At 75.6% G+C, this 26,642-nt stretch carries 26 protein-coding genes and 2 pseudogenes; 11 read left to right on the forward strand and 17 right to left on the reverse strand.

Annotated features, from left to right (window positions below):
* Positions 1 to 166: 166 nt before the first annotated feature.
* The 4 genes from LG943_RS05785 (at position 167) to LG943_RS05800 (ending at position 5,993) form a co-directional block, all read left to right on the forward strand.
* Positions 167 to 865: a Crp/Fnr family transcriptional regulator gene (locus LG943_RS05785; protein WP_270071135.1), complete on the forward strand. Its 699-nt coding sequence runs from the start codon at positions 167 to 169 to the stop codon at positions 863 to 865.
* 123 nt (positions 866 to 988) lie between these two features.
* Complete coding sequence (locus LG943_RS05790; protein WP_270071136.1) at positions 989 to 2,062, forward strand: hypothetical protein; 1,074 nt, start codon at positions 989 to 991, stop codon at positions 2,060 to 2,062.
* Complete coding sequence (locus tag LG943_RS05795; RefSeq protein WP_270071137.1) at positions 2,059 to 4,239, forward strand: hypothetical protein; 2,181 nt, start codon at positions 2,059 to 2,061, stop codon at positions 4,237 to 4,239. Before LG943_RS05790 ends, LG943_RS05795 begins: the two co-directional genes overlap by 4 nt.
* Positions 4,236 to 5,993, forward strand: coding sequence for a hypothetical protein (locus tag LG943_RS05800; protein ID WP_270071138.1), 1,758 nt, complete (start codon positions 4,236 to 4,238; stop codon positions 5,991 to 5,993). Before LG943_RS05795 ends, LG943_RS05800 begins: the two co-directional genes overlap by 4 nt.
* 384 nt (positions 5,994 to 6,377) lie before the next feature.
* On the opposite strand, the pseudogene LG943_RS05805 reads toward LG943_RS05800, so the two are convergent.
* The 8 genes and pseudogenes from LG943_RS05805 to LG943_RS05840 form a co-directional block, all read right to left on the reverse strand.
* Positions 6,378 to 7,700, reverse strand: a pseudogene (locus LG943_RS05805) (PepSY domain-containing protein); the annotation flags it as partial.
* Positions 7,701 to 8,071: 371 nt separating this feature from the next.
* Complete coding sequence (rpmF, locus tag LG943_RS05810) at positions 8,072 to 8,248, reverse strand: 50S ribosomal protein L32 (protein ID WP_270071139.1); 177 nt, start codon at positions 8,246 to 8,248, stop codon at positions 8,072 to 8,074.
* Between the two features lie 50 nt (positions 8,249 to 8,298).
* Positions 8,299 to 8,547, reverse strand: coding sequence for a type B 50S ribosomal protein L31 (locus LG943_RS05815; RefSeq protein ID WP_270071140.1), 249 nt, complete (start codon positions 8,545 to 8,547; stop codon positions 8,299 to 8,301).
* Positions 8,548 to 8,657: 110 nt separating this feature from the next.
* Positions 8,658 to 8,822 (reverse strand): 50S ribosomal protein L33, encoded by a 165-nt coding sequence (rpmG, locus tag LG943_RS05820; RefSeq protein ID WP_270071141.1) that lies wholly within the window; start codon positions 8,820 to 8,822, stop codon positions 8,658 to 8,660.
* An 82-nt stretch (positions 8,823 to 8,904) separates the two neighbouring features.
* Positions 8,905 to 9,210, reverse strand: coding sequence for a 30S ribosomal protein S14 (rpsN, locus tag LG943_RS05825; protein WP_270071142.1), 306 nt, complete (start codon positions 9,208 to 9,210; stop codon positions 8,905 to 8,907).
* Between the two features lies 1 nt (position 9,211).
* Positions 9,212 to 9,448, reverse strand: coding sequence for a 50S ribosomal protein L28 (gene rpmB / locus LG943_RS05830; RefSeq protein ID WP_270071143.1), 237 nt, complete (start codon positions 9,446 to 9,448; stop codon positions 9,212 to 9,214).
* Positions 9,449 to 9,542: 94 nt separating this feature from the next.
* A complete protein-coding gene (gene rpsR, locus LG943_RS05835; RefSeq protein ID WP_270071144.1) occupies positions 9,543 to 9,803 on the reverse strand; it encodes a 30S ribosomal protein S18 in 261 nt (86 codons plus the stop codon).
* A gap of 243 nt (positions 9,804 to 10,046) precedes the next feature.
* On the reverse strand, positions 10,047 to 11,027 hold the full coding sequence (locus LG943_RS05840) for an RNA polymerase sigma-70 factor (RefSeq protein WP_270071145.1): 981 nt from the start codon (positions 11,025 to 11,027) through the stop codon (positions 10,047 to 10,049).
* Positions 11,028 to 11,214: 187 nt separating this feature from the next.
* Between LG943_RS05840 and LG943_RS05845 the strand changes: the two genes are divergently transcribed.
* The gene (locus tag LG943_RS05845) at positions 11,215 to 11,700 is read left to right on the forward strand and encodes a carboxymuconolactone decarboxylase family protein (RefSeq protein WP_270071146.1); all 486 of its coding nucleotides are present in this window, start codon (positions 11,215 to 11,217) and stop codon (positions 11,698 to 11,700) included.
* A gap of 54 nt (positions 11,701 to 11,754) precedes the next feature.
* Here LG943_RS05845 and LG943_RS05850 read toward each other — a convergent pair whose 3' ends face one another.
* Positions 11,755 to 12,105: a DUF3817 domain-containing protein gene (locus LG943_RS05850; protein ID WP_270071147.1), complete on the reverse strand. Its 351-nt coding sequence runs from the start codon at positions 12,103 to 12,105 to the stop codon at positions 11,755 to 11,757.
* A gap of 177 nt (positions 12,106 to 12,282) precedes the next feature.
* The gene (locus tag LG943_RS05855) at positions 12,283 to 13,002 is read right to left on the reverse strand and encodes a TetR/AcrR family transcriptional regulator (protein WP_270071148.1); all 720 of its coding nucleotides are present in this window, start codon (positions 13,000 to 13,002) and stop codon (positions 12,283 to 12,285) included.
* A gap of 64 nt (positions 13,003 to 13,066) precedes the next feature.
* Between LG943_RS05855 and LG943_RS05860 the strand changes: the two genes are divergently transcribed.
* The 4 genes from LG943_RS05860 to LG943_RS05875 all read left to right on the forward strand — a co-directional run bounded on the left by LG943_RS05860 (position 13,067) and on the right by LG943_RS05875 (position 17,945).
* Positions 13,067 to 13,465 (forward strand): VOC family protein, encoded by a 399-nt coding sequence (locus tag LG943_RS05860; protein ID WP_270071149.1) that lies wholly within the window; start codon positions 13,067 to 13,069, stop codon positions 13,463 to 13,465.
* A gap of 208 nt (positions 13,466 to 13,673) precedes the next feature.
* On the forward strand, positions 13,674 to 14,111 hold the full coding sequence (locus LG943_RS05865; RefSeq protein ID WP_270071150.1) for an SH3 domain-containing protein: 438 nt from the start codon (positions 13,674 to 13,676) through the stop codon (positions 14,109 to 14,111).
* 302 nt (positions 14,112 to 14,413) lie between these two features.
* The gene (locus LG943_RS05870) at positions 14,414 to 14,881 is read left to right on the forward strand and encodes a hypothetical protein (RefSeq protein ID WP_270071151.1); all 468 of its coding nucleotides are present in this window, start codon (positions 14,414 to 14,416) and stop codon (positions 14,879 to 14,881) included.
* Positions 14,882 to 15,167: 286 nt separating this feature from the next.
* Positions 15,168 to 17,945 (forward strand): FAD-binding and (Fe-S)-binding domain-containing protein, encoded by a 2,778-nt coding sequence (locus LG943_RS05875; protein WP_270071152.1) that lies wholly within the window; start codon positions 15,168 to 15,170, stop codon positions 17,943 to 17,945.
* A 16-nt stretch (positions 17,946 to 17,961) separates the two neighbouring features.
* Here LG943_RS05875 and LG943_RS05880 read toward each other — a convergent pair whose 3' ends face one another.
* The 3 genes and pseudogenes from LG943_RS05880 to LG943_RS27740 form a co-directional block, all read right to left on the reverse strand.
* Positions 17,962 to 18,294, reverse strand: a complete 333-nt coding sequence (locus tag LG943_RS05880) for a hypothetical protein (protein WP_270071153.1) — start codon at positions 18,292 to 18,294, stop codon at positions 17,962 to 17,964.
* Between the two features lie 223 nt (positions 18,295 to 18,517).
* A complete protein-coding gene (locus LG943_RS05885; RefSeq protein WP_270071231.1) occupies positions 18,518 to 18,880 on the reverse strand; it encodes a LysR substrate-binding domain-containing protein in 363 nt (120 codons plus the stop codon).
* A gap of 95 nt (positions 18,881 to 18,975) precedes the next feature.
* A pseudogene (locus LG943_RS27740) lies at positions 18,976 to 19,557 on the reverse strand (LysR family transcriptional regulator); the annotation flags it as partial.
* Here LG943_RS27740 and LG943_RS05895 point away from each other — a divergent pair.
* Positions 19,526 to 20,221, forward strand: a complete 696-nt coding sequence (locus LG943_RS05895; RefSeq protein WP_270071155.1) for an aspartate/glutamate racemase family protein — start codon at positions 19,526 to 19,528, stop codon at positions 20,219 to 20,221. The pseudogene LG943_RS27740 and the gene LG943_RS05895 overlap by 32 nt on opposite strands.
* A gap of 350 nt (positions 20,222 to 20,571) precedes the next feature.
* On the opposite strand, the gene LG943_RS05900 is transcribed toward LG943_RS05895, so the two are convergent.
* Complete coding sequence (locus tag LG943_RS05900) at positions 20,572 to 21,402, reverse strand: helix-turn-helix domain-containing protein (RefSeq protein ID WP_270071156.1); 831 nt, start codon at positions 21,400 to 21,402, stop codon at positions 20,572 to 20,574.
* A gap of 168 nt (positions 21,403 to 21,570) precedes the next feature.
* On the opposite strand from LG943_RS05900, the gene LG943_RS05905 reads away from it, so the two are divergent.
* Positions 21,571 to 23,247, forward strand: coding sequence for an OmpA family protein (locus LG943_RS05905; protein WP_270071157.1), 1,677 nt, complete (start codon positions 21,571 to 21,573; stop codon positions 23,245 to 23,247).
* A gap of 213 nt (positions 23,248 to 23,460) precedes the next feature.
* On the opposite strand, the gene LG943_RS05910 is transcribed toward LG943_RS05905, so the two are convergent.
* The 3 genes from LG943_RS05910 to LG943_RS05920 form a co-directional block, all read right to left on the reverse strand.
* Entirely contained in the window at positions 23,461 to 23,892 is a 432-nt protein-coding gene (locus LG943_RS05910) for a PPOX class F420-dependent oxidoreductase (RefSeq protein WP_270071158.1), read from the reverse strand.
* Positions 23,893 to 24,016: 124 nt separating this feature from the next.
* Complete coding sequence (locus LG943_RS05915) at positions 24,017 to 24,838, reverse strand: NmrA family NAD(P)-binding protein (protein WP_270071159.1); 822 nt, start codon at positions 24,836 to 24,838, stop codon at positions 24,017 to 24,019.
* Between the two features lie 518 nt (positions 24,839 to 25,356).
* Entirely contained in the window at positions 25,357 to 26,622 is a 1,266-nt protein-coding gene (locus LG943_RS05920) for an FAD-dependent monooxygenase (RefSeq protein WP_270071160.1), read from the reverse strand.
* Positions 26,623 to 26,642 lie beyond the last annotated feature (20 nt).

The following is a 26,642-nucleotide window of genomic DNA, read 5'->3' on the forward strand; positions in this document are numbered from 1 at the left end:
CGCGCCGCGCCCGCCCCGCCGCTGCGCACGGCCGCCTCCGCGCGCGGGCGACCGGATGCGGCCATTCGCCCGCGCGCCTCGGCGGGCGCGCGCGCCGGTGGGAAGAGTGGCAGTGACGCTCGGCTCACGAACCGCCGCGAAGGGCGATGAACGCGAGGAGGCCGGATTGGGCAGGCAGGGCTTCGGCGGCAGGTTGACGGACGCCCAGTGGAGCACCTTCCTCAGGGAGGGCGCCACCCGCGGCTACGGCGACGGCCAGACCATCGTGCGCCAGGGCGACCGCGACACCGCCGTCTTCCTGCTCGTGGAGGGGACCGTCAAGGTCACCGCCCTCCGCCCCGACGGCGAGCACGTGCTGCTGGCCCTGCGCGGACCGGGCGAGGCGCTGGGCGAGTTCTCGGCGCTGTCGGGGCTGCCGCGCACCGCGACCGTCACGGCGTCGGGGGGCGGGTGCCTGACCCGGACCCTCAGCAGCGCGCGGTTCCGCCACGTGGCCCGCCGGCTCGGCGTGGAGGACGCGCTGTGGCAGCACGCCGTCCTGCGCCAGACCGAGAGCGAGTCCATGCGTGCGGAGATCATGACGCTGCCCTCCGCTCAGCGGCTGTCGGCGATGCTGCTGCGCCTGTGCGCCCTCATCGGCCACGAGGTCGACGCCGCGCCCGACCAGGACGCCGGCCGGCGCGCGGTCACCCTGCGCCTGGGCCTCTCCCAGCGCGAACTGGGGTATTCGGTCGGCCTGTCGCGGACCTCGGTGGCGGCGGAGTTCGCGCGGCTGCGCGCCCTGGGGGTGGTGCGCACCGGCCGCCGCTACGTGGCCGTCCTGGACGTCGAGCGCCTTCGCAAGCTCGCCGAGGGCGCGGAGTGACGCAGGTCTCCCGCCGCCTTCGGGCCATGTGTCCGATCCCGGACACAGCGCCGCCGCCGGGGGCGTGAGGGTCGGAGCAGGCCGGACCCGCCGGGTCCGCCCGTTTCCGAAGAGGGTGATGTTGTGACCGAGACGTTCCGCCCCACCCGGCGCAGTGCGCCGCTCGCCCCCTACCGCGCGGTCCTGGTGGTCGACGCCGAGCGCTACAGTCGGACGACCTCGCTGCACCAGCGCTTCCTCAGCGGCATGATCCGGTCCGTCCTGGCGGACTCCTTCAGCCACGCCGGGCTGGCCGAGGCGTGGCGCACGGCGAGCTTCCCGCAGCACACCGGCGACGGCTACCTGGTCGGCCTCCCGCCCGAGTACCTGCCGTTCCTGATCGATCCGCTGCTGGACAGCATCCAGCACGTGCTGGAGGGCGTCCAGGACGAACTCGCCGCCCACGACCGCGCGCTGCGCCTGCGGCTGCGGGCGAGCATCGAGGTCGGCCCCCTGCACGACAGCGGGGGCGCCGACGACCTCGACGGCGTGGGGCACGCGATGACCCAGGCGCACCGGCTGCTGGACTCCCCGCCGGTGCGGGCCGGGCTGAGCACCTCCGAGCCCGACATCACCCTGGTCAGCGCCATCATCTCGCGCCGCGTCTACGAGGACGCCGTGCTGGGCGGCTACGTGGGGCTGAACCCGCGCCACTTCCGCCCGGTGCAGGCCGACATCCCCGCCAAGGAGTACCGCGACGAGGGCTACCTCTACATCCCGCGCCCCTCGCCCGCCTCGGGCACCGCCGGCGCCGAGGCGCGGCCGGAGCAGCCCCCGCAGGACGGCCCGGCGGCCGGCGCGGGGAAGCCGCGTCCCGGGACCGGCCCTTCCGGCCCTTCCGGCACACCCGACCGGGCCGCCGCCTCCGCCGACCGGGGCGGCACCGTCAACCGGACGGGTTCCGTCTCGGGCCGCAGCATCCAGGCCGGCACCGTCAACGGGGACCTGCACGGCGGCGACCGGGTGGACAACCGCTACCGCCGCGGCGGGGTGGGCGACATCAGCGGCGACGTCGGCACCGTGATCACCGGCGCGCACGGCCCCGTGCACACCGGGCGCGGCGACCAGCACAACAACCCCGAGCGCCCCGCCCGACCCCGCCGCCGCGCCGACTCCCCCGACACCACGGACCCCGCCGAGCGAGAGGACTCCCGGTGACACCGGAGGCGCCGGAGCCGCCCTGGGCCGCAGACCCCGGCGGCGGGATCGGCACGGTCAGCGGCGGCGCCCGGACGGTCGCCGCCGACCTGCGGGGTCCGGTGCACTCCGGCGACGGCGACCAGTACATCAACAACTACTACACGCTGACGGACGCGCTGAAAGAGATCCAGGCGCTCACCCCGCACCGCCCGCGCGCCCGCGCGGCGGGCCGGGTGACCACCGAGGAGATCGAGCGGGTGCTGGCGTGCTTCGTCCCTCCCCCGGGATTCACCGCCTCCGCGCGGACCGGCGGCACCGCCGTCGTCCTCTCCGGCGGCCAGGGCAGCGGCCGCCGGGCGGCGGCGATCCGGCTGCTCCAGGAGGGCCGCCGGGAGACCGGGCCGATCCGGGTCCTGCCCGACAGCGACGAGGAGCCTCCCCACCTGGACGAGGACTCCGTCGAGGAGGGCGAACCGCTGCTGCTCGACCTGTCCTCGGCCGACTCCGAGCGGTTCGCCCGCGTCGCCGCCGAACTGGCCTCCTACCGCGACCGCGTGGCCCGGTGCCGCGGCCGGCTGGTCGTGGTGGTCGCCACGGAGCAGGAGGCGGCCCTGCGGGAGGCATTCCCCGCCCCCGTGCTGCGCATCGGGCGCCCCGACCCGGTGGAGGTGCTGCGCCGCCATCTGGCCTACCACCGCGTCGAGGTGGCCCCCGACGTCCTCGCCGCGGCCGACATGCGGGCGCGCCTGGAGCGGTCCGCCGCCGACGAGGCGGCCCACATCGCCGACCTCGTCGCCCGGCACCGCGAGCAGAACCCGTCCGCCGGCGGCGCCGACCTGGCCGAACTGCTGCGCCAGGCGGCCGGCGAGGACGGGCACTGGGCCGCCAAGGTGGGCGACAGCATCGAGCGGAACGCCGGCCTGCGGCAGCGCGCCGTCCTCCTCACCGCGGCCATGCTGCACGGCTACTCCACCGACGCGGCCTTCGAGGCGGCGGAGCAGCTCATCGCCGCCGCCGCGCCGCCCGAGGAGCCGGACCAGCCCCCGCGCCTGGCGCGGCAGGGGTTCATCAAGCAGCTCCAGGACCTCGGCGTGGAGGTGCGTCGGGACCGGTCGTTCGCCTTCACCGGGCTGAACTACGACGCGGCCGTGCGCAACCGCTTCTGGGACGAGTTCCCCGACCAGCACGCCACGTTCCGGCGGTGGGTCGAGGAGTGCTCCCGGAGCCGGCGGTCGCCCGCCACCGCCCTGGACTCCTCGGCGCTCGCCGCCCTGGGCCAGCGGTTCGCCGAGCAGGTGCTCCGTACCCGCGAGCCCAAGCAATTGCTGCTGGTCGCCGAGGACTGGCGGGCCGAGGCGCGGCGGGCCGGCCACTGCCACTCCGACCTCATGCTGGGCGTCCTGGAGATGATGCTTGGCGACGAGAAGGCAGCCTTCCCGGCCCGCGTACGCCTGCGCGAATGGTCCCGGGACGCCGACCTGGCCGTCCCCCTCGCGGAGGTGCTGATCGTGGTGTGCGAGCGGACGCTCGCCCTGACCCACCCCGAGCAGGCGGTGGTGCGGCTGCGCCACCTGACGCGCCACCGGCGCCCACGCGTCGCCGAGCAGGCCGCGGCAACGCTGGTCGGCCTCGCGAACGGCGACGCCGCGATGCACCGCACGCTCGTCCACGTGCTCGCCAACCGCATGGTCGACGCCCGCCGCAACGGCGCCCGGCTGTACGCGGCCGACCGCGACCTGCTGTGGCGGGCCACCGAGCCGGACCTGCTCCACCGCCTCGGGCCGCCGATCGCCGCCTCCCCCAGCCGGCACGAGCGCGCCGCCCTGGCGGAGGCGATGGCCGACGACCCGGCGGAGGCGCGCCGGCACACCGAGCGGTGGCTGGCCGCCTCCACCCACGGCCGCAGGGCGGCGCCGCCTCCGCCCGGCGGCGACCGCCCGCTTCCCGACCGCCTTGAGTCCGTCGCCGTCGCGGCCGTGGCCGCCGGGCGCTGGATGGAGGCGTACTCCACCGCCCTCCGCTTCGCCGAGAAGGCAGCGGAGGACGCGGCGGAGGCCAAGGTGACCTCGGAGAGCGGCCCGCCGCAGGAGCGGCGCCGCGAGACCGCCGAGACGTTCACGGCGCGGCTGCGCGTCCTGCGGGGCCTGGCCCCGCGCTCCCGCGACCGCGCCGACGCGAGGAAGGACCCCCGATGACGATTCCGGACACGCGCATCCCCGCGGTGGTCGCGCTGGCGGGCGCCGGGGCGAGCGCCGTCGTGGCCGTGGCGGCGGCCTGGTGGGGCCTGCTCTGGCTCACGCTGCTCCTGGCGCTGGCGGGAGGCGCGCTGCTGCTGTGGCGCCGAGAGGAGCCGGCCTTCGGCGGCGGCCCGCTGTCGGGCACCACGTGGACCACCGACGACCCGCCGCCGCCCATGCCCGCCGCGCACGAGGAGCCCGAGGAGCCGCGCACCCCCCGGCGGACCCACCTCACCAAGGTGCCCCTCCCCAGCGCCCACCCGGAGTACGACGTCCTGCTGTCGGCGGTGGTCAACTGGTATCCGGACCGGGACACCCGCCCCGGCGCCGACGGCCGCGCCAAGACGCTGGTGGTGGAGCGGGCGGCCGGACTCACCCGGCGCGAGCCGCCCGAGGAGTTCGCGGTGACGGGCCACCGCCTGGCCGCCGAGCTGGGCGAGCCCGCGCGCAGCGGCGCGGACGGGAGCGAGGTCTGGGCCGAGGAGGTGCGGCTGGAGCTGCGCGAGGAGGACGCCGCGCGGCTGAAGCGGATCCGCGACTTCCGCAAGGACGAGGAGATCCGGAAACTGGAACGGGCGGCCGAGCGGAGCCTGCGGGACTACCTGCGCAGCGACATGCTCTCCGATCCCGGTCAGGCCGTGCTGTGGTGGCTGTCCCGCGACCCCGACCGCATCCACGAGACCGCGAACGAGATCGGCACCCTGTCGCTGCTCTCGGCGGCGGCCAGCGGGACCGAGATCCCCCGGCTCTACCGCGACCTCGCGGGCGAGGGCGGCGGGGCGGAGGCGCCCGGGACCGGGTGGCCCGGTGCGTGGCAGGCCGGCGCGCACACCGGCGGCGGGAACGGGCAGGCCACCCTCTTCGGGGACGACCGCCTCGGCGGTGCCGCCGCCGGGGCGTGCGCCGAAGCGGCGCCCGAGCCGGGCGGCGGAGGTGGCGGTGGCGGTGGCGCCGGCGGTGGTGGCGGGGAGGCGGACGCGGCGGACGACGTGCCCGAGCGTGCCGCCGAAGCCTTCATCTACCTGCTGAGCGGGCCGGGCGGAAGGATGGACCGGCCGGTGGCCGTCCACGTCGCCGCGGAGATGCTCAAGGAAGCCGGTCGCGTGGACCTGGCGGAGCGGCTCAAACCCGTCCCGGGCGCGGCCGACACCGGAGCCGCCGCGATGCCGGAGGAGGACCGGACCCCCTCGGACGAGGATCGGGCCGCCCCGGGCGAGGAGACGACCGGGCCGCCGCCTCCCGACCGCCGGACCGGTGCCGGCCCGGACCGCCCGTGGCCGGACTTCCCCGCCGACGACGGCCCTTCCCCCAACGGCTCCCCCAACGGGCGTCCGGCACCGCAGGCCGAGCCGGGCGGAACCGTGGCGCAGTACCCCGCCGACGGCGGCGCGGGAGCGGGACGTCCCGCACCGCCCGAGCGCGGCTGGACCACCGGCCCCGAGGGCTGGTTCGGCCCGATGGCACCGGGGAGCACACCCGCGCAGGACGGCCCCGGTGCCGGCTCCGCGCCCACGGCCCCCGAGGCACAGCCACCGCAGGGCCGCGATGGCAGCCAGGATCGCGAGGACCGCCAGGGCGGAGACCGGGGTGCCGCGCCGGAGGGGTACGGGCCGGCGGAGTACGGCCGCGCGGACGCACCGGGCGAGCGGCCCGAGCGGCCCCGGCAGCCTGGGGTCCCCGAGCCGCCGGACGAGGAGCCCGGCCGGGGCTGATGCCCCCGAGCCGACGCCTTCGCCTTCTCCGACCGCCGCGCAGCGGCGCCGGCCGGTGGGCCGGCGCCGCTGGGCCGCCCGGCGCCGCTGTGAGGCGGGGCCGGGCGGCCGACCCGGGGTGCGCAATCGGGTGCGGGCCGCTCGGGCGCCCAGGGCCAGGTCGAGGGCGAGGAAGGCGAGGAGGGAGACGCCCAGGACCGGGAGGAAGACGCCGATGGCCGCGGCGGTCGCGGCGACGACGATCTTCCACGGCCAGGGCAGCGCCCACCACGAGCCCCGCGCCGGGGGCCGGCCCAGGGGCCAGGAGGCGCTTTGGGACGGGCGGCGGAGCCACCACATGCGGTAGCCCAGGACCAGCATGGTGATGAGGCCCAGCATCAGGGCGGTCAGCAGCAGTTGGTTGGGGACCCCGAAGAGGAGGCCCATGTGGGCGTCGATGCCCCAGCGGCTGAGCTTGGCCATCAGCGGGTAGTCGGCGAAGCGGACCACGTCCACGACCTCGGCGGTGGCCGGGTCGACCGCTGCGGCGTCCACGCGGGTGGGCCACAGCTTGTCCAGTTCGGTGACGGTGTAGGCGGTGCCCTCGGCCGTGGGCACGACCAGTTCGACGGGGCCGTCGATGTCGGCGGCGCGGGCCGCCGCGAGGACCCGGTCGATGCCGGCACCGGTTTCGGCCGGCGGTTCGGCGCGGCCGTGCTCCCCGTCTCCGGTGTGGTGGGCGCCGCCCTCGGCGTGGCCGGCGTGACCGGCGTGGTCGGCGTCCGCCGTGAATCCCTCAGCGGAGTGGGCGCCGCCGGAGTGGCCGTGCTCGGCGTGTCCCTCGCCGGAGAGCTCTCCGTGTTCCCCGTGGTCCCCGCCCGCCGGGGCGTGGTCGGCCAAGGCCGTCGACACCGCCGGGGTCTCCCAGGCCAGCGCGGCGCGCAGAGCGGTGACGTTGCCGCCGGCGTACTGGGACCACGTCAGGCCGGTGGCCGACATGAACAGCAGTCCGGCCAGCGCCCACACCCCGATCGAGCCGTGGAAGGACAGCACCCGCCGCAGCCCGTGGGCGCGCGGCTGAGGGAGCAGCACGCCGCGCACGCGGCGCCGGGCGCGGGCGCGCGCCACCCACAGCACGGCGCCGCCGGCCGCGATCACCCACAGCCAACTGGCGGCCAGTTCGCTGTAGAGCCGGCCGGTGTCGCCCAGGTGCAGGTTGCGGTGCAGCAGGTCGATCCAGGTGCGCACCGGAAGCGCGCCGCTGCTGCCGTAGGAGGTCAGCTCACCGCGCACCTCGGCGGTGTAGGGGTCCACGAACACGGCCTGGCGGTGGCTCTCGCCGAGGCCGTCGAGGTCGAAGAGCACCCGCGTGGTGTCCTCGGCGCCGGCGCCGGGCCGGACGGCGGCGAGCGTGCCCTCGGGCAGCGCCTCCTGGGCGGCCGCCACCTGCCGCTCCAGCGGCAGCGGCTCCTCACCCACCCGGGCGACGTGCAGTTCGCGGTCGTAGACCAGCTCCTCGATCTGCGGTGTCCAGACGTAGAGCAGGCCGCTGACGGCGGCGACCAGGATGAACGGGGCCACCAGGACGCCCGCGTAGAAGTGCGTGCGCAGCAGGAGCGCCCGCAGCAGCGCCCACGGTGACGCGGGGGCCGGGTCGGACGGGGGAGACGCGGAGGACGCGGGCGGAGGCGGCTGTTCGGATTCGGCGATGGGCATGGGGGTCCCCATCCGTTCTGTGTCGGCCGCCGGGTCGGCGAGCGTGGATACGGCTGTCACGGCAGTGGTCGGATGCGGGGCCGGAAAAGTTCCCGATCATGGGCGACCGCTTTTCGCCTTCCGCGCGGAACCGACCGCAGTGCCCGCCGGCGTTTTCCGTTCCTCGCCCGCCCCTCGCCCGCTCTCCCCCGGCGAGCCGCGTGTCCTTCCCGCATCCGCGAACGCCGGGCGCCGGTCGACGGGCGCCGACCGGCGCCCGCGATCCACGCACCCGCGCACACGGCGAAGGCGTGGGCGGTTCCGCCCACGCCTGCCGGTCACGGCGCCGTACGGCCGCCCGCTCGCCTACGCCCTCCCCCGCGCCGCTGCGCTCGCCGCCGTGCTCAGCCCCGCTCGGGCGGCGGCAGCAGCCCGCGCCGGTAGGCCGGGACCAGTCGGTAGGGCACCCGGACCGTGCGCCCGTCGAGCTGGATCGTGGCGAGTTCGGGGCGTTCGGCCTTCCAGGCGGACCGGCGCTTGCGGGTGCTCGACCTGGGTTTGCGCTGCTTGGGCACTGCCATGGCGGTGTCTCCTGTTCTGTCGGAGGTCGGTTACCGGCGGCGGACGCCGGTCACTGGGGGCGGGAGTAGCGGCGCTTGAAGCGCTCGACGCGGCCGGCGGTGTCGACCACGCGGCTCTGCCCGGTGTAGAAGGGGTGGCTCGCCGAGGAGATCTCGACGTCGATGACGGGGTAGGTGTTGCCGTCCTCCCACTCGATCGTGGTGTCGCTGGTGGCGGTGGAGCGGGTGAGGAAGGCGAATCCGGCGGCGCGGTCGCGGAAGACGACCGGGTTGTAGGGCGGGTGGATGCCGGGGCGCATGGCGGTGTCCTTTCGGGTCGGCTGCGGGCGGCGGTGGCATGCGGGCGCGCGGGCGCGGTGAGCGCGCGGGCGCGGTGGTTCGCGGGGTTCGCGGGGTTCGCGGCGGGCGCTCAGCGCTGCTCGCGGAACTCCACGTGGCGGCGCACCACCGGGTCGTACTTGCGCAGCACCAGCCGGTCGGGGGTGTTGCGGCGGTTCTTGCGGGTCACGTAGATGTAGCCCGTGCCGGCGGTGGAGGCCAGCTTGATGATGGGACGTGCTCGGTCGCGTGCCATGGGTCTCCTCGGCTGAGGTGGTCGGGGCGGGGCGCCCGCCGCGCGGATGGGCCGCCCGCCGGGCGGGGTCGCGGCGGCGGGGTCACCAACTGGACTTGGTCACTCCGGGCAGTTCGCCGCGATGGGCCATCTCGCGGAAGCGGATGCGCGAGAGCCCGAACCGCCGCAGGTGGCCCCGGGGCCGGCCGTCGACGGCGTCGCGGTTGCGCACCCGGGTGGCGCTGGCGTCGCGGGGCTGACGCTGGAGGGCCACCACGGCTTCGGCGCGCTCCTCGGGGGTGGTGCGGGGGTTCTTGATGATCCGCTTGAGTTCGGCCCGCCGCTCGGCGTAGCGGGCGACGACGCGCTTGCGGTGCTCGTTGCGGGCGATTTTGCTGGTCTTGGCCATGTCAGACCCGCTCCCCTCGCGCGCGGATGTCGGCGACGACGCGCTCGATGCCGCGTGCGTCGATCACCTTCATGCCTTTGGTGCTGACGGTCAGCCGGACGTAGCGGTTCTCGCTGGGCAGCCAGTAGCGCTTGCGCTGGATGTTGGGGTTGAACCGCCGCCGGGTGCGGCGGTGGGAGTGGGAGACGGCGTTGCCGAAGGCGGGTGCCTTTCCGGTCACCTGGCAGATGCGGGACATGCGGATTCCTTTCAGTGGGCTCACAGGTGCGCACGGGTCTCTCAGGGGGTGAGGAGGAGACCCGGAAGCGGCGGGGAAGCAGGTGCCGCGCGGGTCAGGACCGCCCGCGCGGCGGCGGCGCGGAGGGGTAGGGCAGCAGCGCCATCTCGCGGGCGTTCTTGATGGCTCGCGCGATGAGCCGCTGCTGGCGCGCCGTGACGCGGGTGACCCGGCGGCTGCGGATCTTGCCCCGGTCGGAGATGAACCGGCGCAGCAGGTCGGTGTCCTTGTAGTCGACGTAGTCGAGGTCGCCCAGGGGGTTGGCGAACCGGGACGGCGTCCTGCGCCCGCCCGACCGCCGAGGTGTCGAGGTCATGGTCTGCCTCCCGTGCCTGTCGCGGGGAATGGTGAAAACGATAACCGTTTTCATCGTACCGGCATGACGACCCCTCGGTGCACGGCACGCCGGGTGAGGAGTGACGGAAGCGAGGGAGGGGGGCGGAACGGGCGGCGCCGGGCAGGCGGCGGGCAGACCGCAGCCGCCGGCGGGCCGTGCGGCCCGTCGGCGGCGGAGGCAATACCTGGGGGAGGGTCCGCCCGCGCGCGGCCTCCTTCGCGCTCAGCGGGTGACGGCGGTCTCCCGGTCGACCCACGACAGCTTCTCGGGGTTGCGCACCACGTAGAGGCCGGTGACGAGCCCGTCCTCGACGCGCGCCGACACCACGCTGTCGACCGCCCCGCCGACCCGGAGCACCAGCGCGGGGCAGCCGTTGACCTGCGCCGGCTCCACCGACACCCCGGCCGGGAGCCGCAGCATGCTCATCTCCAGCAGGCGGGCCACCTTGTCGGCGCCGGACACGGCCCGGGGAAGGGCCTGCTTGACTCCGCCGCCGTCGCCCACCAGGACCACGTCGGGCGCCAGCAGGTCGAGCAGCCCCTGCACGTCGCCGGTCTCCACCGCCCGCTGGAACGCCGCCAGTGCGCCGCGCGTCTGCGCCGGGGACACCGCGCCGCGCGGCCGGCGCGCCGCCACGTGCGCCCGCGCCCGGTGGGCGATCTGGCGGACGGCGGCGGAGGTCTTGTCCACGGCCCGCGCGATCTCGCCGTACTCGAACTCGAACACCTCCCGCAGCACGAACACCGCCCGCTCGACCGGCCCCAGCGTCTCCAGCACCAGCAGCATCGCCGTGGAGAGGCTGTCGGCCAGTTCGACGTCCTTTGCCGCGTCGGGCGCGGTCAGCAGCGGCTCGGGCAGCCAGGGGCCGACGTAGGTCTCCCGGCGGCGGCCGAGCGTGCGCAGCCGGAGCAGCGCCTGGCGCGTGGTGATCCGCACGAGGTAGGCCCGCTGGTCGCGCACCTCGCCGAGGTCGACGCCCGCCCACTTCAGCCACGTCTCCTGGAGGACGTCCTCGGCGTCGGCGGCCGAGCCGAGCATCTCGTAGGCGACCGTGAAGAGCAGGTTGCGGTGGGCGGTGAACGCCTCGGTCGCGGGCGTGAACGCCGAGCGCGGCGGGGTCGCGGTCGCGGTGGGACTCGGGGGCGGGGTCGGGGTCGGGGTCGGCGACGACGGTGATGGTGGCGGCGACGACGTGGCGGCCATGCCGGCTCCTTCTCGCTCTCGGCGGTGTCCCCCATCAGACACCGCTCACCGCCGTTCTGTGACACCTCGGGCGGGGGTTCCTCCCCCGGCCGCCGTGTGTCCTGCGCCACAACGCGGCCCTGTCACAGGGTCCGGCCCGTCGGCATCTTGTGGGCGGCACGTAAACACGACCAGTGAGGACCACGCCATGGAGTCCCGTTTCAACCTGTTCGACAGCCCCACCGCCGCGAAGTTCATGAAGCGGCTGCACGGCGCCGGGATGCTCTTGGATCAGTCGACGCTGCCGAGGCTCACGCAGGAGTTGGTCCGGCTGCGCGTCAGCCAGATCAACGGCTGCGCGATGTGCGTCGACATCCACACCAAGGAGGCGGCGGCCTCCGGGGAGACGGCGCTGCGCCTGAACCTGGTCGCCGTCTGGCGCGAGGCCACGGTGTTCACCGAGGCCGAGCGCGCCGCCCTGGCGCTCGCCGAGGAGGGCACCCGCCTGGCCGACGCCCACGAGGGCGTCTCCGACGAGACGTGGGCCAAGGCCCGCGAGCACTTCGACGACGACCAGCTCGGCACCCTGATCGTCGGCATCGCCATGATGAACGCCGCCAACCGCATGAACGTGATCGTCCGCACCCCGGCGGGCGCCTACGAGCCGGGCATGTTCGCCGCCGCCGTGGACTGAGCACCACGGCAGCGGCTTCCGGCCCCGGTCCGGACCGCGCGGTCCGGACCGGGGTCAGGCCACGGGTTCGGACGCGGGCTCGGGGGTGCGGCGGGCGGGCGCGAGGCGGCCGGTGCGGTGCAGCCACCAGTCGGCGGCGAGGGTGCCCAGGGGCGGGACGGACGCCGCGAGGGCCAGCAGCGTCGACCACACGTTCCAGCGCAGGTGGACGGCCGCCGCCAGGGTGACGGCCACGTAGACGATGAAGGCGCCGCCGTGCAGCGGGCCGAAGAACTCCACGCCCGCCTCGCTGCGGCTGCCCAGGTACTTGACGTACATGCCCGCAAGCAGGCCGATCCAGGTCAGGGCCTCGATGATCGCCACCACGCGGAAGGCGACCGCTGTGACACGGGGACTGATACTCACGCTGTTCCTCGGATTCGCTCGGCCTGGGGCGGTGAAAGGCAGGGGAATGCGGATATGCACGCCGAATATGCGGCCATTTGCCGCCATTAACCGGTATCCGCCGCTCACAGGCTAAGGCGCGTGTCCGGGTGCGCGTATGCGGGGCCGCTGTTGCGTCCCCCACGGAAGGTCGGCGCGCTACTCGGTGAGGGGTGCCAGGGCGGCCACCACCCGGGCCAGGCCGAAGCGCCAGGCGGCCTCGGGGTTGTAGGCGGCGTTGTTGGCCGCGCCCGCCGCCGCGCCCACCCGCTGGGCCAGGGGGTGGTCCGCGCCGAGGTAGGCGGCCAGGCGGCGGCCCGTCTCGGGCCAGGACTCCGCCATCCGGGCGGCGTGGGGGTCGGGGCGCCGGGCGCGGGCTGCCGCGCGGGCGAAGTCCAGGACGAAGGTCAGCGCGGCGTCGCGGTCGACGTCGGAGAGCCCCATGGGGTCCAGGGCGTGCAGCTCGTGGTCGTACTTGGCGATGGTGCCCGGCCCCAGGGCCGTGCGCTGGTCGGTCACCTCCAGCAGCCACGGGTGGGCGGTGTGCAGGGCCAGGTTCGCCTCGGCGACCCGGCGCACCCGCGCGCGCCAGTCGTCCTCGGTGTGGGGCGGGCGCGGCGCGGCGGCGTGGACGGCGTCGGCCATCAGCACCAGCAGGTCGTCGCGCGAGCCCACGTGGGTGTACAGCGACATCGTGGACAGCCCGAGGTCGCCCGCCAGGCGCCGCGCGGTCACCGCCGCCAGGCCCTCGGTGTCGGCCAGGGCGACCGCGGCGTCCACCACCTGCGAGGTCGTCACCCGCGCGCGGGGGCCGCGCGCCCCGCCGCGCGGGGCGTCGGGATGGTCGCGCCACAGCAGGTCGATCAGATCGCGCGCCACGAAAAATCTCCTTCGATGTCGGGAATACCCGAGCCGTCTGTTACCTTGTACATCGTACATAGTTTTGCGATCCCGGGAGGCTCCCCTGAAGACCACCGCCACCGCCCTGTCCCTGAACGTCCCCGACGTCGCGGCGTCCGCCTCCTTCGCCAAGGAGCACTTCGGGTTCACCGAGGCGATGTCGGACGACGGCTTCGTCTCCCTGGCCCACCCCCACGCCGCTCTCAACCTGATCTTCCTGCGCACCGGCCTGGGCACCTTCAAGCCCGCCTCCATCGCCGGCCCCGCCGGGCAGGGGATGCTGATCGTGTTCGTCGTCGAGGACCTCGACGCCGAGTTCGCCCGCATCGCCGCCGCCGGCGCGCAGGTGGTCACCGAGCCCGAGACCGAGCCGTGGGGCGAGCGCTTCTGCCAGTTCGCCGACCCCAACGGGCTCATCTGGCAACTCGTCCAGTGGGTCTGACCGATCCGTGGGTCTGACGGCCCCGACCGCGCCGCGCCCGGGAACGCCCGGGCGCGGCGCCCCACACCCGGGCCGCCGCGGCCCGGCCGCCGGGCCGTTACCAGCATCGGGCGCGCGGAACAAGAGGCGGGTTCGACCTCAGGCAGCGCGCGCCGATCAGTGCTGTGCTGGAGGCGCCCTTCTTCGCCCCGGTCCCCCTGGAGGAACCGTGCCCGCCTTCGGCCTCACCCGCCCGGCCGCCGCCCTGGCCCCGGCCGCCGTCCTCGCCCTGGCCACCGCCCTGCTGGCGGTCGCGGCGCCGTCCGCGTCCGCCTCCCCCGCCGCGTCCGGCGCGGGGGCTCCCGCCGAACCTCCCGCCGACGTCAGCCTCCTGCACTACCCCTGCGGCACGTCCGCTCCCACCGATTACGACAGCGTGGTCGGCTATCCCCGGACCGACGGCCTCAACATGCGCACCGGCTCGGGCGTCACCTGCCCCTCCAACGGCCAGGCCCAGCGCGGCGACCGCCTCGACTACCACTGCTACACCGTCAACCGCCACGGCGACCGGTGGACCTATGTGCGCAACGTCCGCACCGGCGTCGCCGGGTGGGTGGACAGCTCCCTCATCTCCTACGACGGCAGCATGCTGTGGTGCGAGCGGTGACCTGGCGGCGGAGGGTTCGCCGCCTCACGCGCTCCTAGCCGTGGGGGGGGGGGGGCGGCCGCCGGGGGCGCCACCCCCCGGCCCCACAACGCCCCCCCCCCCGGCGGGGGGGGGGGGGGGGGGCCCGCCCCCCCCCCCCCCCCCCCCCCCCACGGCCCTCACACGGCCCCCGCCCATTGCGCGCCCGCTTTCCTTGTGGTCCCGCACCGTTTGTCCGGACGTTTTTCCTTGTGGTCCCGCCCTGTTTGTCCGGACGGTTTCAGCATTCCGTTCTCCGGAAACGCCGTCGCTATTCTCTTCCCATGAACGCCGTCGAGTGCTGGTTCTGCTCCACTCCGATTCGCGGTGGCCGATTCCTGCGTTTCGACATGTACCGGAACGCCCAGTACACGCCCCTCCTCGTGGCGGTGCACGCGCGCTGGGAACAGGCGTGGGTGAACATTCCCCGGTGCGAGCGGTGCGGTTTCGGGCACGGCGTCGAACGGGTCACGCGGTGGATCCTCGCGGGTTCCGCCGTGGTCACCGTCCTGCCCACGCTGCTGATGACGGGCTCCTACCTCGGCGGCGAACCGTGGGCCGACTCCTGGCAGATCGTCTACCCCTGGATCTGGACGCTGGCCTGGCTGGGCCTGTGGCTGGGCATCCGACAACACCGGATCCCCTGGCGCCGCCTGGCGCCCCGCCCCGAGCGCCACGCCCGCGCGCACCCCGGCGTGCGCGCCCTCGCCGAGGAGGGCTGGAAGCCCGGCGGCCCGTTCGGGCCGGGGTGAACTTGTGAACCCGGGCGCCCGCAACCCGGCGAGCACCTAACCCCGGGAGCCCCTGACGCCCTCAACCCCCCCCGGCGCGCGCCCCCGAACGACCGACCTCCCCGCCCACGCGGCCCCTCCAGGGCGGGTCCTCCGCGTCGGCCGGTGCCCGCACGAGTATCCTCACCCGCGTGACCTGGCGCTCCGGGCACCGCCGCCCACGGCCGCTCACGGCCGCCCCGGTCCGCCCGGGTGCCTCCGGTGGTCCGGCCCGGCCCGCGCCCACACCACCGAGGGGGAGCAGCACGTGATCGAATCGCCGGACCGCGCCGTCCTGTCCGCCGTCGAGGCGGCCGTCCCCGGCATCGCCCGGACGCGGGTGAGCGACCGGCTCGGCATGGCCCACGACGCCTCGCACTACCTGCTCACCCCCCAGGCCGTCCTCGTGCCGCGCGACACCGACCAGGTCGCCGCCCTCATGCGCGCCGGCCTGCCCCTGACCTTCCGCTCCGGCGGCACCAGCCTCAGCGGGCAGGCCGTCAGCGGGCACCTGCTCGTGGACACCCGCCGCCACTTCCGCTCCATCGAGGTGCTCGACGGCGGCGCCCGCGTGCGCGTGCAGCCCGGCGCGGTCCTGCGCCAGGTCAACGCCCGCCTGGCCCCCTACGGCCGCAAGCTCGGCCCCGACCCCGCCAGCGAGTCGGCGTGCACCATCGGCGGCGTGGTCGCCAACAACTCCAGCGGCATGACCTGCGGCACCCACGCCAACACCTACCGGACCCTGGAGTCGCTGACCCTGGTGCTGGCCAGCGGCACCGTCGTGGACACCGCCGCGCCCGACGCCGACGCCCGCCTGCGCGCGCTGGAGCCCGACCTCGCCGCCGGCCTGGAGCGGCTGCGCGACCGCATCCGCGACAACCCCGACTCCGTGCACCGCATCTGCACCCAGTTCGCTCTGAAGAACACCATGGGCTACGGCCTCAACAGCTTCCTGGACCACGAGTCCCCCGCCCAGATCCTGGCCCACCTGGCGGTCGGCAGCGAGGGCACGCTCGGGTTCGTGGCCGAGGCGGTGCTGCGCACGGTCCCCGCCCACCCCCTGGCCGCCACCGTCCTGCTCGTCTTCCCCACCCTGCGCGCGGCCATGGACGCCATGCCGCGCCTGGTGGCGGCCCAACCCGCCGCCGTCGAACTCCTCGACGCCGAGTCCCTGCGCGTGGCCCAGGCCGACCCCAAGGCCGGCGACGTGCTGCGCTCGCTCACCGTCGCCGAGCACGCCGCGCTGCTGGTGGAGTGGCAGGAGGCCGACTCCGAGGCGCTGGCCGAGCGCGAACGCGCCGCCGAGAAAGTCTTCGCCGACCTGCGCCTGGCCGCGCCCGCGCGCTTGAGCCGGGACTCCGCCGCCCGTGCCGCGCTGTGGCACATCCGCAAGGGGCTGTACGCGTCGGTGGCCGGCGCGCGGCCCAGCGGCACCACCGCCCTGCTGGAGGACGTCGCCGTGCCCGTGCCCGAACTGGCCGGCCTGTGCGGCGACCTCACCGCGCTGTTCGCCCGCCACCGCTACGAGCACAGCGTGATCTTCGGCCACGCCAAGGACGGCAACCTGCACTTCATGCTCAACGAGCACTTCGCCACCGACGTGCGGCGCTACGCCGACTTCACCGAGGACATGGTCGCCGCCGTCCTCGACCGGGGCGGCACCCTCAAGGCCGAGCACGGCACCGGCCGCGTCATGGCGCCCTTCGTGCGCCGCCAGTACGGCGACGAACTGTACGCGGTGATGACCGAGGTCAAGCGGCTGTGCGACCCCGGCGGCGCGCTCAACCCCGGCGTCGTCCTCAGCGACGACCCCCAGGCCCACCTGCGCGACCTCAAGGTCGCCCCCGCCGTGGAGCCCGAGGTGGACCGGTGCGTGGAGTGCGGCTACTGCGAACCCGTGTGCCCCAGCCGCGACCTGACCACCACGCCGCGCCAGCGCATCGTGCTGCGCCGGGAACTGGCCGCCGCCCAGGCCGCCGGCGACCACGAACTGGCCCGGCAACTGGAGCGGGAGTACGGCTACGACGCGGTGGACACCTGCGCGGTGGACGGCATGTGCGCCACCGCCTGCCCGGTGCAGATCAACACCGGCGAGCTGACCAAGCGGCTGCGCGCCGAGCGCCACGGCCGCGCCGCCCAGCGGGGCTGGACCACCGCCGCGCGGCACTGGGACGGGGTGACCCGGGCGATGAACCTCGCCCTGGACACCGCCGCCGTCGCCCCGGACGCCCTGCCGGAGTCCGCCAGCCGCGCGGCCCGCGCGGTGGCCGGCGCCGAGGCCGTGCCCCAGTGGAGCCCCGACCTGCCGCGCGGCGGGCGGCGGCGCCGCCCCGTGCCCAGGGCCGAGGCCGACGCCGTCTACGTCCCCTCGTGCCTGAACACGCTGTTCGCCCCGGCCGAGGGCGGGCCGGGCGTGATGGCGGCGTTCGGGCGCCTGGCCGAGCGCGCCGGGGTGCGGCTGCGGGTGCCCGAGCAGGTGGCGGGCCTGTGCTGCGGCACGCCGTGGTCGTCCAAGGGCTACGCCGAGGGGTACGCGGCCATGCGCCGCCGGGTGGCGGCGGCCCTGTCCGAGGCCACCGAGCGGGGCCGCATCCCCGTCGTCAGCGACGCCGCGTCCTGCACCGAGGGCTTCCACCGCTTCGCCGAGGACGCCGGCGCCGAGGTGGTCGACGCGGTCGCCTTCACCGCCGAGCACATCCTGCCCCGGCTCGCGGTGCGCCGCCGCCTGCCCTCGCTGGCCCTGCACCCCACGTGCTCGGCCACCCGGATCGGGCTGGACCCCGCCATCACCGCGATCGCCGAGGCCGTCGCCGAGCGGGTGGTGGTGCCCGTCGACTGGCAGTGCTGCGCGTTCGCCGGCGACCGCGGCCTGCTGCACCCCGAACTCACCGCGTCGGCCACCCGCGCCGAGGCCGCGACGGTCGCCGCCGCCGGGTGCGCCGCGCACGCCTCGGTCAACCGCACCTGCGAGATCGGCCTGTCGCGCGCCACCGGCGAGCCCTACCACCACCTGCTGGAACTGCTGGAGCAGGCCGTCGCCGACTGACGACCGCGCGGGCGGGTCACCCCCGCCCCTGGTCAGGCCCCGGGCCGGAGTCCTGGCCCTGCCCCCGCTCCCGGCCGGCGCCGCCGCTCTCGTAGGCGCGCCGGTAGTAGGCGCGCAGCGCGAGGCTGGCGGCCGCCGTGACGGCGCCGACCACCAGGCAGCGCAGCGCGAAGGGCAGGCCCGCGTCGTCGCCCTCCCGCACCACCAGGAGCAGGCCCATCGCGCCGGCCATCAGCGCCGGGACGGCCACCGCGAGCAGGGCGGTGCCGTACAGTTCGACCTCGCGGCGGCCGGTCATCAGGGACGCCGCGTGCTTGAGGACGGTCCACGGGCGGGCTCGTTCGGGCATGGACGATGGCCCCTGTCGCTCGGCGGGTGGGGGACGCGCGGCGGCGCGGGTACGGGCGGGCGGGGCGGGGCCGTCGCCGGTTCGGTATGCCGGAATCCGTCGGAGTACGGCGATTATGGCCGACCGCGCCGCGCCCGTCGACCGCCGGGAATCCGCGCGGCGGCGGGCCGTGGCGCCGCCCGGTGCCCGCGCGGTGGTGCTGTGGTGGGGTTTCCCGGCCGCCTCACGACCGCGCGGTCACGGTGTGGCCGGATGCGGACGCCCCCTCGGCGCGGCGGGCGTCGCGCAGCGCCCGCACGGCGGCGCCCACGGCCGGGATCTGGTCGGCCTCGCGGTGGTGGAAGGCGTGCAGCGCGCGCGGACGCAGCCCCGGCACGTCGCGCACCGCCACCTCCGGGTGGCGGAACGCGGCCAGGGCCAGTCCGGGCAGCAGCGCCACGCCCAGCCCCCGCGCCACCAGCGCCTGGGTCGCCACGTAGTCGTCGGTGCCGTGCCGGATGTCGGGCGCGAACCCGGCGTCGGCGCAGGCCCGCACCAGGTAGGCCGTGCACCGCTCGCAGCCGGCGATCCAGCGCTCCCCGGCCAGGTGGCCAGGCCGGCCGCCGGTCCGGTGCGCGCGCCCGGCACCACGAGGCGGACCGGGTCCGCCCCCAGGGGCACCCGGACCAGGCCCGCCTCCTCCGGCGGGGGCGCCCCGGCGTGGGCGAACGCGACCGCGACGTCCACCGCGCCGGTCCGCAGCAGGTCGAGCGCCTCGGGCGGCTCGGCCTCCCGCAGCCCGACGTCGAGGCCGGGATGGCGCTCGGCCAGCAGCCCGATCGCGGCGGGCACCAGGGTCGCCCCGGCCGAGGGGAACGCCGCCAGCCGCACGGTGCCCGACCGCAGGTCGGCGAGCGCGGCCAGGTCGTCGGCGGCGGCCCGCAGCCGCGACGCGACGGCCTCGGCGTGGCGCAGCAGCACCGCGCCCGCCTCGGTCAGCCGCACCCCGCGCGGCACGCGGACCACCAGCGGCAGGCCGGCCTGGCGTTCGAGGGCGCGCAGGTGCTGGCTGACCGCCGGCTGGGTCCAGCCCAGCGCGCGGGCCGCGCCCCCGATGGAGCCCGCGCGGGCGATCTCGCGGAAGACGAGCAGGCGGTGGGGGTCGGGGCCGGTCATGCCATAAGTATTCCTTGGGTCAGGGCCAAGGAGGTCAGGGCTGCCTAGGGGCGGCTGGCCGCGCCACGATGGGGCCATGACGCGAACGATCGGCCTCATCGGAGGCATGGGCTGGGAGTCCTCGGCGGAGTACTACCGCCTGCTCAACGAGGGGGTGCGCCGGCGCCTCGGCGGCCACCACAGCGCGCGCGTGGTCTTGAACAGCCTCGACTTCGCCGAGGTCGAGGCGATGCAGCGGGCCGGGGACTGGGCCGCCGCCGGCGCGGCGCTGGCCGAGGCGGGCCGGGCGCTGGAGCGCGCCGGCGCCGAGGCGGTGCTGCTGTGCACCAACACCATGCACCGCGTGGCCGACGCCGTGGAGGCGGCGATCGGGGTGCCGTTCCTGCACCTGGTGGACTGTACGGCCGCGCGGCTGGCCGAGGCGGGCGTGGCGCGGGTCGGGCTGCTGGGCACCCGCTTCACCATGGAGCTGCCGTTCTACCGGGACCGCATGCGCGCCCGCGGGGTGGAGGTGGTGGTCCCGGAGGCGGCCGACCGCGCCGTCGTGGACGCCGTCATCTACGACGAGCTGACCCGGGGCCGGATCGAGGAGTCCTCGCGCGCGGAGTACCGCCGGATCATCGCCCGGCTGGCCGAGGGCGGCGCCTGCGGCGTGATCCTGGGCTGCACCGAGATCACCTTGCTCATCGGCGAGCGCGACAGCCCGGTGCCGGTGTTCGACTCCACCCGGATCCACGTTGAGGCGGCCCTGGACCTCGCCCTGGCGCCGTAGCCCGAATATTCGCCAACGCGCTCGACCACCTTGAAGAACAGGACGATCTTTACGTCGTAGATTACGAAAGATGTCCGGTTCGGTCGGCCAGGTGCGGCCGCATCGAGGGCCGAGCCGGCGACCGCCGCGCCCCCGTAGCACGTACGGCCGGACCGTACAAGAGGGCAACCTGTGCCCTTCCTGGATTCGTGGGGATGGAGAGCATGGAGCCCCACGCGCATCGAACGGAGGAAGGGCGAGGACGTGCCTTGGGGTGAGGAGTCGGCGGACGCCGGGGCGCGCGGCCGCGGCGGGGGTTTTGCCGGGGGCCGCGCGGCGGTGCGGGCCGGGGCGCGCGGCTCCGGCGCGGGTCATCCCGGGCGGGCGCCCGGGGCCGGCGCGCGCAGGACGGCGGGCTCCCGCGACTCCGGGAAGTACACGATCAGGCTCTGCCGGGGCGCCTCCGGAAGGCGCAGGCCCCGGTACGCCAGGGTGAAGTCCGCCTTCCCCCGGCCGCCGATCCGGTACCGCCCGTGCGTCTTCTCCGCCACGTGCTGAAGGTCGCGCAACCGGCGGAAATCCGCGCTTTTCCGGGCCACTTCGGCGGTGAGCGCCCGCAGTTCGGTGTCGTCGGGGTAATAGGCCAGGCTCATCCGCAGGTAGGAGATCACCGCGAGGGCTTTGAGCTCCCAGTCGGGGAACATTTCCCGGCCCAGGGAGGTGAGGAACATGATGCGCGTCATGTTGCGCTCATCGGGCGGAATGCGCCCGAAATCCGTGAACACCTCCGCCGCGCACGCGTTCCACGCCAGGACGTCGGTCTTGCGGCCGATCACGTAGGCGGGTGCGGCGCCGATCCCGGACAGCATGTCGCGCAGCCCCGGCATGATCCGCTCGGGGAGTTCGAGGGCGGGCCGGTCGTCGGCGGGCCGCGCCAGGCGCAGCAGGTGGGTGCGCTCCACCTCGGTGAGCCGGAGCGCTCGGGCGATGGAGTTGAGCACGATGACCGAGACGGTCTTGTTCCTGCCCTGCTCCAGGCGGAGGTAGTAGTCGGGGCTGACTCCGGCGAGTTCGGCCACCTCCTCGCGGCGCAGGCCCGGAACGCGGCGGCGACCCGAGTGGCGGACACCGGCGATGTCGCGGGGCTGGATGGCCGCGCGGCGCTGACGCAGGAAGTCGCGGAGTTCCGTACGGGGGTCCATGCCCGTATTCTCGCGGACCCCCTCGGCCTATCGGATTGTCCACTAGCGGCCTTTCCCGAGCGAGTTTCCTCCGGTTTCGCCCCGGCTCCGCGCCGCGCTCCACCGCGCTCTTCCCGGACGCTCGTCCGCGTCCGCCCGTCCCGACCCGACTACTCCAGGAGAGACCCGGTGACACGTTCCGCCCCCCGCCCCCGCCCGCTGAGCGCGCTCGTCCGGCCCTCGGGCGCCGCCGCACTGGCCGCCGTCCTGCTGGCCACCGCCTGCTCGGAGGCCCAGCCCGGCTCCGGCAGCGGCGACGGCCGCGACGGAGGAGGCGGCGGCGCAGGCAGCGAGTCCGGCGCGCCCCCGGCCGCCGGTTCGTCCGAGTACTACGACACCCTGTACGCCGACGACGACCGGCCCCGGCCGCGGGACGACGTGCTGGGCTACCACTACTCCCCCGAGGAGCCGGGGGTGCGCGTGGACCTGCTGGCGGCCGACCGCCACGGCGGGCACCTGGTGGTGCGACTGCGGCTGTCCCGCGACCCGGCCGACGACGACCACGCGGTGCACCCCTTCGGCATGCTCCAGAACGAGTTCGGTGTCGGCAGCAGCCGGAGGTATCCCCGGGGCCGGGCATCGGGGGTCGCGGTGCTCGACGCGGAGAACCGGGCGCTGCAACTCCCCTACCGCGTCGCCGCCGCCGAAAACCACGCCAACGACTGCCTGTGCAGCAACAACGACGAACTGGAGTCCTTCCTCGACCCGGGCGAGGAGATGACGTTCCACACCGTGCACCCGGTGTCGCCCGACGCCCAGACCACCACCGTCTTCACCGACGCCGCGCCGCCCTTCGTGGACGTGCCCATCACCGACCGCGAGCCGAGCGCGCCGGAGGGCCAGACCCTGCGGATGCCCGAGGACGTGCCCGGGGCCGAGCCCGACACCCTGGCCTGGGGCACGTCCGTGGAGGCGGCCGACGACAGCCAGGCCACCCGCACCGACGCCGAGTCCACCAGCATCGACCTGTCGGCCGACGTGCTGTTCGCCACCGGCGAGTCGGAGCTGTCGGCCGAGGCGCGGGAGGTGCTGGAGCGCACGGCCGAGCAGATCGACGCGTCCGGCGCCGCCGAGGTCACCGTCGAGGGCCACACCGACGACACCGGCGACGACTCCATCAACGACCCCCTCTCCGAGGAGCGGGCCGAGAACGTCACCTCGGCGCTGGAGGAGCTGGTCACCGGCGGCGCCGCCTTCACCGCCGAGGGCTTCGGCTCCGACGAGCCCCTGTACAGCAACGACACCGAGGAGGGCCGGCGGCTCAACCGCCGTGTCACCATCACCTTCGCCGGGCAGGCGGAGGCGGCCCCCGGCGGCGCGGCCCCGTCGCCGACCGCCTCCCCCACCGGCCAGGCCCGCCCCGCGCGGGAGTTCGAGCAGGAGCACAACCTGCGCACCGAGATCGGCGACGCCGACATGGGCACGGCGCGGCTGCGGCTGCTGGACCTGCGCCGCCTCGACGGCGGCCTGGCCCTGCTCGTTTACGAGTTCACCGGGGTCGACTCCGCGTCCACGATCGACTTCCTGGACACCGCGCCGCTCAACGAGGACGGCGGGGTCTGGACCTCGGGGGTCACGCTCACCGACCCCGCGGCCGGCACCCGCCACCGGCCGCTGCTGCTGGAGCAGGAGGGCGCCGACCGCCCGGACCTGCTGTCCACACGGATCGTCAACCCGTTGAACAACCGGGAGGCCGGCGAGAGCGCGGTGCTTTTCACCGTGGTCCCGCTGCCGGAGACCGCGACCGCCGCCACGGTCCAGGCGGGTGAGTTCCCGCCGTTCGAGAACGTCGCGGTCGCCGACTGACACGTCGGCACCTCGGCACCGGTCCGCCCGCCGCAACCGGGCGGGCCGGACCGGCGGCCGGGAATCGGGGGGCCGGTGGCCGGTTCCGGTAGGCCGGGCGGCCGCCGGGCTCGGGAGCCGGCCGCCGGGATCCGGACCCCGGACCCGGAAGCCGAGCGGCGGTCCGGCGCGGGGCGGTGCGGGACGGGCGCCGCCCCGCGCCGGGCCGCCTGCTCAGCGCAGGCTCTGGCCGTACACGCGCTCGACCGCCATCACCATGAGCACCCGGCGGTCGGACACCATCACCGACCGGTACTCCGCCCAGTCCGGGTGCTCACCGGCGGCGCGCCGGTAGTAGTCCACCAGCGCCTCCACCTCGGGACCGCGCGGGTCGGTGCCCGGCCCGACCAGGGTCACCGTGCCCTCGGCCGTGGCCCACTGCCGGCCGTCGTCGGCGGTGACCTCCAGCGCGGCGCGCGGGTCGCGGCGCAGGTTGGCGGTCTTGGCCCGCCCTTCGGTCATCGACACGTAGAGGCGTTCGGCCTCCCGGTCGTAGTAGGGCTGGACGGGCGACAACTGGGGCCGCCCGTCCGCCTTGATCGTGGCGAGGACGCCGAGCCGGCTCTGCGCGAGCAGCGCGCGCGGGTCGAATGCAGTGCCTGTCATGCCCGTCACAATCCCCCGCGGCCCCCGCCTATTCCACTCCCCCGCCGCCTCCTGCCGGACGTCCCGCACCGGACCCGCCGGCGCGCCGGCCCGGCACCCGCGCGTTCGCGGCGGACCGGGCCGGTCAGCCGCCGAAGTGGGCGGCGTGCTCGCGCACCCACTGGGCGAAGGTGCGGGCGGGCCGGCCCGTGATCTCCTCCACCGTGGGCAGCACCGTGCGGCCGGCCGCCGGCGGGTCGGTCCGCATCGTCAGGAAGAACGCGATGTCGTCGTCGCCGAACCCCTGCGCGCGCCACTGCGCCACGACCTCGTCGCGGCTGAGTTCGACGTAGCGCACCTCGCGCCCCAGCACCTCGCCGATGATGCGCGCCTTGTCCGGCGGAGTCAGCACCTCGGGGCCGGTCAGCCAGTACTCCCGGCCGCCGTGGCCCTCGCTGGTGAGGGCCACGGCCGCCACCGCGGCGATGTCGGCGTCGTGCACCAGCGCGCTCTTGGCGGACGCGAACCCTTCGCGTACCACGCCTTCGTCTCGCACGGATCCGGCGAACTCCAGGGTGTTGGACATGAACTCCACCGGCATCAGCAGGGTCCGGTCCAGTCCGCTGTCCTCGACGGCCCGGTCGAGGTCGGTGGGCTCCACGTCGCCCTTGAGGACGGTGACCCTGCGGACCCCGGCCGCAGCGGCGAGGTCCATGAGCTGCGGCCCGGTGGTGAGCGGCGCGTAGTCTCCGCCGAAGCTGATCAGGTGCACCGCCGTGACGCCGTCGAACGCGCCCGCCAGCCCGGCGGGCTCGGTCAGGCTGCCGGCGACGACCTCGGCCCCGGCCGGGAGGCCGGCCCGGCGGGGATCGCGGGTGAGCGCGCGGACGCGGTGGCCGTCGGCGAGCAGCCGCTCGACCAGCGGCCGCCCGACGTTGCCGGTGGCACCGGTCACGAGAATGGTCATGGTGACTCCTTTCCGTCGGCCGCCGAACCTAACGGTGGTGGCGGCCACCCACTGTCCGCCACCGCCCCGTCCCGGACCACGGCGCCCCGCCACCCTCCCCCTCCCGGGCGTGGAATACCCGGCCCGGGCGGGTGGTTGACAGGGGTGCGGGTCGATGCGGTCAGTGTCCCCCGGGCCTCACCTATCGCCTTCGCGGAATACCGCGTCCGGCCTCCGCCTCGGCGGATCCGGACGGCCTCGGAGCCGCGTTGTGCCACTCGCCGAGAGGCGACCGCCGCATCGCGCCCGCACCGCGTCACGGCCCCGGTGGATTTGTCCCGCCGGGGCCGTTTCGCGTGTTCGCGGGCGGCGGGCGCGCTCAGGCGCGCGGTGCCCGGCGCGAGCGGGCCGCGGCGGCGGGGCCGCCGGCCGCAGCCGGCGCCGAAAGGCCGGGTCGGTGCGGGGCGCGGGGCGCGAGGGGCGCTTCCATACCCGCCAGCATGCCCGCAGGGCGGGCGGCGCCGGCAGAGTACGCGTACTCACGCGGGCACGTGCGGCCGCCGGCCCGGCCCGGGTGCGGCGAGGTCGGGGTGGGCGAAGTCCGTGTCCTTCATCCGGGCCGCCTTGCCCCTGGTGCGCCACCAGCGGAGCAACGGGGCCGTGGCCGGCAGCAGGCTCAGGCGCAGCACCACACGCCGCAGTCCCAACTCGAAGCGGCCGGCCGGCACGAAGAACGCGCGCATCTGCGCCCCGTTGCCCTGGAGGTAGGCGATGTGAGGGCGCAGCCGCCGCTCCCACGCCGCCAGTGCCTCGGGCACCTCTCCGCCGTGGTGCTCCAGCACGGTGCCCAGCAGGTCGGCGCCGGCCATCCCGGTGGAGGCGCCCATCCCCGCGTAGAGCGTCACGCACCAGGCGGCGTCGCCGACGAGCACCACCCGGCCCCGGTGCCAGCGGTCCATGCGCACCTGCTCCACGGAATCGAACAGCACGTCGGGGGCCGACTCCAGCGCCTCCAGCGCCGCTCCCAGCACCGGGCCGGGCGGCTGGGGGCCGAACGCCTCGCGCACCCGCTCAGGGATCGGCCGGGTGAACTCCGCGTCCACGTCGGCGGTGCGGTAGCTCAGCAGCACGGTCGGCGGGCCGTCCGCGAACGGGAAGACCCACATGGACCGCGCGGACTCCGCCATGATGACCGAGTCCGTTTCGGAGAAGCCCGGCAGCGCGCCGGGCAACTGGAAGGCCACCGCCATGTGGTTCAGCCGGTGCAGGTGGTCCTCGTGCGGGCCGAACACCAGCCGCCGCACCGTGGAGCGCAGCCCGTCGGCGCCGACGACCAGGTCGAAGCGCTCGGTTACCGAGGTCTGGCCGGCGGTGTCGGCCAGGGTGACGTCCACCCCGCGCGCGTCCTGGACGATGCGGGTCGGCACGGTGGAGTAGCGGACCTCGACGTCGGCGGGCAGCGCGGCGAACCCGGCGGCCTCCACGTCGCCGCGCGTCATCAGCCACGGCCGGCCCGGGAAGTCCTTGAACCCCAGGCCGGGCCGGCTGCGGCCGGACCGGTCGATGTCGTGGCTGGCGCCGTCGGGGCCCCGGTCGGTGAGGTGGTCCAGGACGCCCAGCCGTTTGGCGGCGGCGCGGCCCGCGCCGAACAGCGCGACGAAGTACCCGCCGGTCCTGCGGCCCGCCGCACGTTCGACCACGACCGGGGTCCAGCCGATCTGCCGCAGCCGCAGCGCCGCGGCGATCCCGCTGACGCCCAGCCCGACGACCAGGGCGCGGCCGCCGCCGGTGGTGCTCTGCTCCATCAAGGTGCCTCTCCTCGCAG

Source organism: Streptomonospora mangrovi, from assembly GCF_027604915.1.
Lineage (GTDB): Bacteria > Actinomycetota > Actinomycetes > Streptosporangiales > Streptosporangiaceae > Streptomonospora > Streptomonospora mangrovi.

Excerpts from the sequence above, each read along its gene's own strand:
- LG943_RS05800 (WP_270071138.1), top strand. The coding sequence starts at position 4,236 with ATGACGATTCCGGACACGCGCATCCCCGCGGTGGTCGCGCTGGCGGGC.
- rpmF (WP_270071139.1), bottom strand. The coding sequence starts at position 8,248 with ATGGCAGTGCCCAAGCAGCGCAAACCCAGGTCGAGCACCCGCAAGCGC.
- LG943_RS05815 (WP_270071140.1), bottom strand. The coding sequence starts at position 8,547 with ATGCGCCCCGGCATCCACCCGCCCTACAACCCGGTCGTCTTCCGCGAC.
- rpmG (WP_270071141.1), bottom strand. The coding sequence starts at position 8,822 with ATGGCACGCGACCGAGCACGTCCCATCATCAAGCTGGCCTCCACCGCC.
- rpsN (WP_270071142.1), bottom strand. The coding sequence starts at position 9,210 with ATGGCCAAGACCAGCAAAATCGCCCGCAACGAGCACCGCAAGCGCGTC.
- rpmB (WP_270071143.1), bottom strand. The coding sequence starts at position 9,448 with ATGTCCCGCATCTGCCAGGTGACCGGAAAGGCACCCGCCTTCGGCAAC.
- rpsR (WP_270071144.1), bottom strand. The coding sequence starts at position 9,803 with ATGACCTCGACACCTCGGCGGTCGGGCGGGCGCAGGACGCCGTCCCGG.
- LG943_RS05840 (WP_270071145.1), bottom strand. The coding sequence starts at position 11,027 with ATGGCCGCCACGTCGTCGCCGCCACCATCACCGTCGTCGCCGACCCCG.
- LG943_RS05845 (WP_270071146.1), top strand. The coding sequence starts at position 11,215 with ATGGAGTCCCGTTTCAACCTGTTCGACAGCCCCACCGCCGCGAAGTTC.
- LG943_RS05870 (WP_270071151.1), top strand. The coding sequence starts at position 14,414 with ATGAACGCCGTCGAGTGCTGGTTCTGCTCCACTCCGATTCGCGGTGGC.
- LG943_RS05880 (WP_270071153.1), bottom strand. The coding sequence starts at position 18,294 with ATGCCCGAACGAGCCCGCCCGTGGACCGTCCTCAAGCACGCGGCGTCC.
- LG943_RS05895 (WP_270071155.1), top strand. The coding sequence starts at position 19,526 with ATGACGCGAACGATCGGCCTCATCGGAGGCATGGGCTGGGAGTCCTCG.
- LG943_RS05900 (WP_270071156.1), bottom strand. The coding sequence starts at position 21,402 with ATGGACCCCCGTACGGAACTCCGCGACTTCCTGCGTCAGCGCCGCGCG.
- LG943_RS05910 (WP_270071158.1), bottom strand. The coding sequence starts at position 23,892 with ATGACAGGCACTGCATTCGACCCGCGCGCGCTGCTCGCGCAGAGCCGG.
- LG943_RS05915 (WP_270071159.1), bottom strand. The coding sequence starts at position 24,838 with ATGACCATTCTCGTGACCGGTGCCACCGGCAACGTCGGGCGGCCGCTG.
- LG943_RS05920 (WP_270071160.1), bottom strand. The coding sequence starts at position 26,622 with ATGGAGCAGAGCACCACCGGCGGCGGCCGCGCCCTGGTCGTCGGGCTG.